The sequence below is a fragment of the Syntrophorhabdaceae bacterium genome (genome assembly GCA_028713955.1).
Lineage (GTDB): Bacteria > Desulfobacterota > Syntrophorhabdia > Syntrophorhabdales > Syntrophorhabdaceae > UBA5609.
On record JAQTNJ010000148.1, the window covers coordinates 1 to 7706 of the forward strand.

Sequence of the window (7706 nt, forward strand, 5' to 3'; positions counted from 1 at the left end):
CTCGTTCTGCTCCATCCGCTGATACTTTCTGAAGAGTTTCCAGTTATGCTCCTCCTCTTCCTTCGTATCAAAGAGAAGGGAACGGACCATCCGTGAAGGTCTTCCTTTCGCACCAGTCAGGATATAATCCTTCGGATAATCTTTAGCGGGTTTTATGTTATCAAAACTCACCGGCTCCATCATCTGTCCCAGCATCCCGTCACCGAGGATAATGACAGGATTCCTGTACGCATCGGCAAGATCAAACGCGAGGGGAACAATATCGGTCAACTCCTGGACCGATCCCGGCGCAAGAACGATCGTCTTGTAATCGCCGTGGCCGCCGCCGCGCGTAGCCTGCAGATAATCGGACTGGGCGGGAGAGATATTTCCCATACCAGGTCCGCCTCTCATCATGTTAACAACAACTGCCGGGAGTTCGTCTGCCGCGAGATAAGAGATGCCTTCCTGTTTCAGGCTCATGCCGGGGCTGCTTGACGATGTCATGGCACGAGCCCCCGCCACGCTTGCTCCAAGGACCATGTTGATCGCCGCGATCTCACTTTCAGATTGAATAAATATTCCTCCGGCTTCCGGTACTCGTTTTGCCATGTATTCTGTCAGTTCGTTCTGCGGGGTAATGGGGTACCCGAAATAGCATGTGCAGCCGGCAAGGACCGCCGCTTCACCCAGCGCCGCGTTGCCGCTCATGAGTTTCTTCAATTCTTGAATACCTCTATCGCGACCTCAGGACACATGATCGCGCAGGTGGCACACCCTGTGCATTCCCTGCTTTCTTCAAAAGAAGCGACAAAATATCCCTTGGAATTTAATATATTTGAGAGGAAGATCGCCTTCTTCGGGCAGAACTCAATACAGAGCAAACAGCCCTTGCATCTTTCCTGTTCTATCCTGATCGCGCCCTTCACCGTTTGCCTCGGTTTGTAAAAACCAGACTTACAAAACGCTTTTAGCGTAGCCCACAGGGGCGTCCCTTGTCAAATGTTTTATGAATGCTTGGCTCATATCTGATGGCTCATGGCAATTTCTAAATTCTAAGCACCAAATTCTAAACAATTTCTAAATTCAAATATCAAATGTTCCAAACTAAAAACGCCCGACACATCTTGAATTTTGAACATTTGTGCTTGTTTAGGATTTCGATATTAGGATTTAGGATTTGCATAAGCTATGAGGGTTGTTTTTTCCCTATCATTTTTGTTGCATTAGCGGAATATATATCTTAATTTTAACCAATGGATTTAAGACACCTCGAAACGTTTGTGAAGATAGCGGAGTTAAAAAGCTTTACGAAGGCAGCCGAGGAGCTGTTTCTCACTCAGCCAACGGTCAGCAAGCAGATCGTCGACCTCGAGCGCTATTTCGGCGTAAAGCTTATTGACAGGACAAAGCGGACTGTCGTACTCACCAGGGCAGGGGAGATCCTTCTCCGGTATGCGAAGGATTTCCTGGGTCTTAAAAAGGAGACCATTGATGCGATTGCCGCATTTAAAGGTCTGCAAAAAGGCGATATCACGGTGGGGGCAAGCAATATCCCCGGGGTTTATATCCTGCCCGGATTGCTGAATATCTTTAAGCAACTGTACAATGGTATCCGGTTCAGGCTCATCATCGCTGATACAAAAGCCATTCTTCAGAAGATGGAGGAAGGCGAGATCGATGTTGGCTTCGTGGGGGCAAAATATGAGACAAAAAAGATAGAATATAAAAAATTCCTTGATGACATAATCGTCATGATCGCGCCGCTCTCTTTCCCCGATACGATCCACATTAAACAGTTAAAAGATTACCCCCTCATTATCAGGGAACAGGGATCGGGCACGCGAAATCATTTCGAATCATCGCTGAAAAGATTAAAAATCAACGTGTTCCCGGAACTGCAGGTCATCGCCGAATTAACAGATACGGAGGCGATAAAGGAGGCGGTTAAAAGCGGTATGGGCGTTTCGTACGTCTCAAAGATGGCAATCGTTCATGAACTTGCAAATAACAACCTGAAATGTTTAAATATTGAAGGATTGCCTAATATTGTAAGGTCCTTCTATATTGTGACAAAAAAGGGGAAGACGATTTCGCCGCCGATAAAGGCGCTCCTCGACATAGTAGACAAATGGAGAAAGCATGAAAAAAGGTAAATGGATTATCCTCACCCTCTGCGTCATTTTCACTGCAGGCGTTTTCATGGCAGAGGCTGCTGAGGCGCGGGTATATCTTGATATCTATGGAAGAAGTTTTAAAAAAATAACCGTTGCCGTGCCATACTTCAAGAGCGACAAAGCAGACAGACTCCAGACAGACATGAGCGACCTTTTGAACAAAGACCTCGATCTGTCAGGGTTTTTTATCGTCGCGCCGCAATCACTCCTCGATAAAGAGTTCCTTAACGAAGGAGTGGAAAAACAGGAGATCAACTTTGGAAGCTGGCGTTCAGTGGGGATCGAGCTTCTCTGTAAAGGCAAATTCCAGCTCAAAGACGGCGAGGTTATCCTCGAGGCGTTCCTCTATGATACCCTCGACGGTTCCATGATGCTTGCAAAAAGATACCGCTCAAGACAGGAAGACTGGAGGAGGCTCGTCCACCGGCTTGCTGATGACATCCTGCTCACCGTCACCGGCGACAAGGGCATCATGAGTTCCCGGGTAGTTTTTGTTAGTGGAAGAAGGAACCTCAAAGAAGTATACATGGCAGACATCGATGGATTTAACCTGAAAAAGATCACCAATTACAATAGCATCTCTGTTGCCCCTTCGGTATCCCCGAACGGGAGGTACATCGCCTATACCTCATACAAGGACGGGAGGCCGAATCTTTACGTGAAAGACATGGAGGGGGGGAGAGAGATTTACGTGGATAGAAGCGACGGCATGAAGATCTGTTCATCATGGCTGAACAATTCGACCCTTGTATATTCGCATACAGTCGGCAAGAACTCGACCATCTATACATACAACATAGCAACAAAAGAGAAAAGGACCATACTGCAGAGGGAAGGGATCGCCACATCGGCATCGTTCTCACCTGACGGCTCAAAACTGCTCTTTGTGTCCGATATGTACGGAAGTCCCCAGATATTCGTCCGGGATATTGCATCAGGGGATATCAAGAGGCTCACGTATTACGGGAATTACAACAGCGCGCCCTCATTCTCACCAAAAGGCGACCTCATAACCTTCGTGTCGAAGATCGAAGGTGCTTTTGAAATATCAATCATGAATGCCGACGGCTCAAACCAGAGGGTCCTGACAAATGGCGGCGCCCTCAACGATTCACCGCAATTCTCTCCCTGTGGAAGATATATACTATTCTCCTCGCAGGCAGGAGGGAGATACAGCCTGCACACGATGCTGTACAATGGAGAAAACAAAAGATTGTTGAAATTTACTGATAATAACGAGGAACAGCCGAAGTTCGCGCCGTAAAAAGGAGGTAACATGAAATATTTTTTCGTACTATCGATTGTATGTGCCGTTATGTTTGCCGGATGCGCTCCGAAAGTAGTTCAGCCGACGTATAAAACAACACCCGGTCAGGGTCAGGGCGCTGGCGTAACAACGGACACCAGCGGAAAAGATAGGGGGGGCGATGTCACAGCGGAAGAACTGGCGAGGGCAGAAAGAGACAGACTGAGAATGCTTGAGGAGAAGATGAGAACATCCCTTTCGCAACAGGACATCTATTTCGAATTCGACAGCTATACGATCCAGGGGTCGGAACTGCCGAAGCTCCAGGCAGTAGGCAACTGGCTGAAACAATCGAAGACAGCGGCGATCATCGTGGAAGGACATTGCGATGAGAGGGGCACCGTGGAATACAACTTCGCTCTCGGTCAAAAACGTGCGGAATCGGTAAAGGAACATCTCGTCAAGATGGGCGTCGAGGGGTCGAGGATCAAAACAGTCTCATACGGCAAGGAAACACCTTCCGATACAGGCCATAGCGAGGATGCCTGGGCAAAAAACAGACGTGCCCATTTTAAAATCGACCAGAAGGGGTAAACCATGTACAAATACGCCGTCATTATTATTGTTATTGCGCTGGCAGCAGCAGGTTGCGCAACAGAGGAACAGACGACACAGCTGCAGAGCAACCTGTCATTCCTGCAGAACGATCTTTATAGCTTCAAACAGGAAACGAACGCAAAGCTGGCGCAACTTTCAAAAGATAATGAAAATGTCGGTAAACAGGTCGTCAGTGTCTATGCTGCCGTTGAGAGCAGGGATGAAAAGATAAAGAGCATCCTGGGCAAGCTCGATGAGCTGGAATACCAGTTAAGGACCTACTGGAATGAAACAAAAACCATGCTGGGCGCCCAGAAAAAACCAAATACGGTACCCGCCGGGTTGGCAACCGAACCAGGTTCACCGGCAACTGACGCAAAGTATGAAAGCGCCTATAAAGATGCCTTTGACGCTTACCAGAAAGGGGCTTATGATGAGGCGATCATCAAGTTTACAAAGTTTACCGAATCATACGGCGGGACCCCGCTCGTGCCTAATGCGTTCTACTGGACAGGTGAAAGCTACATGAATCTGAAAAACTATGAAAAGGCAATCGTCTCTTTCCAGGAGATTATCGACAAATATCCAAAAAGCGAGAAGGCCCCCCGGGCGCTTCTTTCCCAGGCAGAGGCATTTAATCAGACCAAAGACAAAAAGAGCTCTACAACCCTCCTTAAGAGGATTATAGAGCTCTATCCGAAAAGCGAGGAAGCTATTATCGCTGAACGAAAATTACGAAACCTTAATATCTGACGGTTCCAGGCGATTTTCCTCGGAACCACTAATGGGATTCATGTCGTAGTTCCTGTATTTTATAAAACCGGTCCCGGCAGGAATGATCCTTCCCATAATAACGTTCTCTTTCAGTCCCTTCAGGTAATCGACCCTTCCTTCTATTGAAGCCTGCGTGAGGACCTTTGTTGTATCCTGGAAACTGGCTGCTGAAATAAAACTATCGGTGATCAGGGAAGCTTTTGTTATCCCGAGGAATAACGACTCAGCCTCTGCGCGTTTTCCGCCTTTACCCTGAACACGTTCATTTTCCTCTTCAAAGATCCATTTCTCAACAAAATCATCGATGATAAAGTTCGTGTCGCCTACGCTTTTGATCTTGACGCGCTTCAGCATCTGTCTCACGATAACCTCGATGTGTTTGTCGTTTATCTTCACTCCCTGCAACTGGTACACTTCCTGTATTTCATCAACAAGATAACGGGCAAGCTCCTGAATACCAAGGATGCGCAGCACGTCATGTGGATTCTTCGGCCCATCCATTAATGCCTCGCCGGCCTTTACATAATCACCCTCATGGACGATGATATGTTTCCCTCTCGGAATGGTGTATTTCTTGGGTTCAACGTGCTCCGACTCAGGGTTGACGATAATCTCTCTTTTCCCTTTCATCATCTTTCCAAATGAGACCATGCCGTCAATCTCGCTTACTATGGCGCTCTCTTTCGGCTTTCTTGCCTCAAAGAGCTCGGCAACTCTCGGCAAACCGCCGGTGATATCCTTTGTCTTTGTCGTCTCCCTCGGTATCTTTGACACAACATCGCCCGCATGGAGCATATCGCCTTCGTTGACCATGATATGCGCGCCGATGGGCAGCATATAGCGCGCCGGACTCGTTGAGTTTGGTATAATGATAGTTTTGCCTTTGTCATCTTTGATCGATATCCTTGGGCGGAAATCAGGATTCTTCGGCTCGATGATGACCTTGTAGGAAAGACCGGTCACCTCGTCCTTGCTCTCCTGCATCGTGTCTCCCTCAAAGATATCACCAAATTTTACCTTCCCGGTTACTTCTGAAAGGATAGGGATTGTATAAGGATCCCATTCTGCAAGCTTCTGTTTCATAATATTCTCAGCGGGGTCCTTTGTCAGTTTTGTTTTCTCCTTTTCATTGACAAGCAGTCTCGCCCCATATGGAACACTAAACTTTTCCCTTTCCCTTCCGGTTTCATCCATAATGGCAATCTCACCGTTTCTGTTCATCACCACGGGGATACCATCCTTATTCTTAATGACCTTCACGCTCATCAGTTTTATGTACCCTTCGCTCCGCGTTTCTATTGTGGATTGTTCAACCCTCCTCGAAGCGGCTCCCCCAATGTGGAATGTCCTCATTGTCAGCTGTGTTCCAGGTTCTCCAATAGATTGGGCTGCAATGATCCCTACGGCTTCGCCAATACTTACCAGCCGTCCCCGTGCAAGGTCACGTCCGTAACAGAGCTCACAGACACCCCTCCTGGAGCGGCAGGTGAGCACTGACCGTATCTTCACCCTTTCATAAACCTCTTCGATTGCCTTCAGATGTTGCTCTCTGATCTCTTCATTCTTCCTCACGATGATCCCGCCATCAGGGTCTTTGAGATCTTCGTGTGCGACCCTGCCGAGGATCCTTGCGTCAAGCCGTTCAATGATCTCGCCGCCTTCAATCAGCGATCCCACCTCAATATAATCGATCGTTCCGCAGTCATACTCATTTACCACAACATCCTGGGCGACATCGACAAGCCTTCTTGTAAGGTATCCGGAGTTCGCCGTTTTCAGCGCGGTATCGGCAAGACCTTTACGCGCCCCATGGGTCGATATAAAATACTGCAGCACGTCGAGCCCTTCCCTGAAATTGCTCTTGATCGGTGTCTCGATGATCTCGCCGGAAGGTTTGGCCATGAGTCCTCTCATACCTGCAAGCTGTCTGATCTGTTGCGCGTTTCCCCTTGCCCCGGAATTAGCCATGATGAATATGGGGTTTCTGCTGTTCTGAAGCTCGGGTTTCCCGTTGGGCCCTATAACCGGATTTCCTTCAGGGTCAAGGACTATTTCAGAACCGAGCTCATCCATCAGTTCTTTTGCGATCTCCTCCGTGACATTGGCCCAGATATCTATGACCTTGTTATATCGCTCACCATCGGTAATGAGGCCCTCAGAGTGCTGTTTTTGCACTACAAGGACATCTTTGTTGGCACGCTCTATCAGCTCCTTCTTCTTAACAGGAACCTTCATATCGTCAATGCTGATTGATATGCCTCCAAGCGTGGCGTAATAATAGCCGAGGTCCTTCAACCTGTCCGAGAGAATAACGGTGCATTTCTCACCAGCCTCCCTGTAGCATTTATCGACAAGCTGGCCAATGTTCTTCTTGTCCATCGGCGCATCTTTTATCAAGCTGAAAAGTTCTCTCATTACTGACTGCCTTTTTCCTTCTTCCAGCTCCATCAGGGCATTTTCTATAACATCCCGTAAAATGACCCTTCCTACCGTTGTCTCTTCCATAAGTCCATCAAGCCTGACCTTTATCCGCGCATGGAGATCGATCTCACCGGAATCGTAAGCAATTCTTACTTCCTGGGGATCACTGAAAATAAACCTCTTCCGCAACCTCGGGCAGGTCTGTGGATAGACCTTGTGTAATACCAACCGGTTCAGCTCTATGATCCTCCGCTGCTGATCGGGATTCAGTTCTTTAAACTTTTTGTTCCGCATCTCCCTCGTTGCCGTAATAAGTTTTTTGGTATAAGGTGTCAGGTCTATCGGGTCTTTCTTCTTCAAACAGACATCATAGAATTTTGGCGTTCGCAAAATTTCGTTAAGGCGCTCAACGGTGTTGTCATGTGACTTTGGCTCCAGGGCATACTTATCCTGCTTAATCTCCGCACAGAGCGTTGCCACCGCGGTACTGCCCGTGAATTCATCGAGACCAA

The 7706-nt window shown here is 47.9% G+C and carries 7 protein-coding genes; 4 read left to right on the forward strand and 3 right to left on the reverse strand.

All coding sequences use genetic code 11. The features are described from left to right. Positions 1-702 (reverse strand): 3-methyl-2-oxobutanoate dehydrogenase subunit beta (locus PHU49_11850; protein ID MDD5244699.1); only part of this gene is annotated, 702 nt, incomplete at its 3' end. After that, on the reverse strand, positions 699-908 hold the full coding sequence (locus tag PHU49_11855; protein ID MDD5244700.1) for a 4Fe-4S binding protein: 210 nt from the start codon (positions 906-908) through the stop codon (positions 699-701). The genes PHU49_11855 and PHU49_11850, both read right to left, overlap by 4 nt. Before the next feature lie 327 nt (positions 909-1235). Here PHU49_11855 and PHU49_11860 point away from each other — a divergent pair, with 327 nt between their 5' ends. Genes PHU49_11860 through ybgF form a run of 4 tightly spaced genes read left to right on the forward strand, consistent with a single transcriptional unit; the run spans position 1236 to position 4752 of the window. Next, positions 1236-2135, forward strand: coding sequence for a selenium metabolism-associated LysR family transcriptional regulator (locus PHU49_11860; protein ID MDD5244701.1), 900 nt, complete (start codon positions 1236-1238; stop codon positions 2133-2135). Next, positions 2122-3420, forward strand: a complete 1299-nt coding sequence (locus PHU49_11865; GenBank protein ID MDD5244702.1) for a hypothetical protein — start codon at positions 2122-2124, stop codon at positions 3418-3420. Before PHU49_11860 ends, PHU49_11865 begins: the two co-directional genes overlap by 14 nt. Positions 3421-3432: 12 nt before the next feature. Further along, on the forward strand, positions 3433-3996 hold the full coding sequence (gene pal / locus PHU49_11870; GenBank protein MDD5244703.1) for a peptidoglycan-associated lipoprotein Pal: 564 nt from the start codon (positions 3433-3435) through the stop codon (positions 3994-3996). A 3-nt stretch (positions 3997-3999) separates the two neighbouring features. Next, a complete protein-coding gene (gene ybgF / locus PHU49_11875) occupies positions 4000-4752 on the forward strand; it encodes a tol-pal system protein YbgF (protein MDD5244704.1) in 753 nt (250 codons plus the stop codon). On the opposite strand, the gene PHU49_11880 is transcribed toward ybgF, so the two are convergent. Next, a partial coding sequence (locus PHU49_11880) for a hypothetical protein (protein ID MDD5244705.1) occupies positions 4732-7706 on the reverse strand: 2975 nt, incomplete at its 5' end. The genes ybgF and PHU49_11880 overlap by 21 nt on opposite strands.

Coding starts and splice junctions, on each gene's coding strand:
- ybgF (MDD5244704.1), top strand. CDS start 4,000: ATGTACAAATACGCCGTCATTATTATTGTTATTGCGCTGGCAGCAGCA.
- PHU49_11865 (MDD5244702.1), top strand. CDS start 2,122: ATGAAAAAAGGTAAATGGATTATCCTCACCCTCTGCGTCATTTTCACT.
- PHU49_11860 (MDD5244701.1), top strand. CDS start 1,236: ATGGATTTAAGACACCTCGAAACGTTTGTGAAGATAGCGGAGTTAAAA.
- pal (MDD5244703.1), top strand. CDS start 3,433: ATGAAATATTTTTTCGTACTATCGATTGTATGTGCCGTTATGTTTGCC.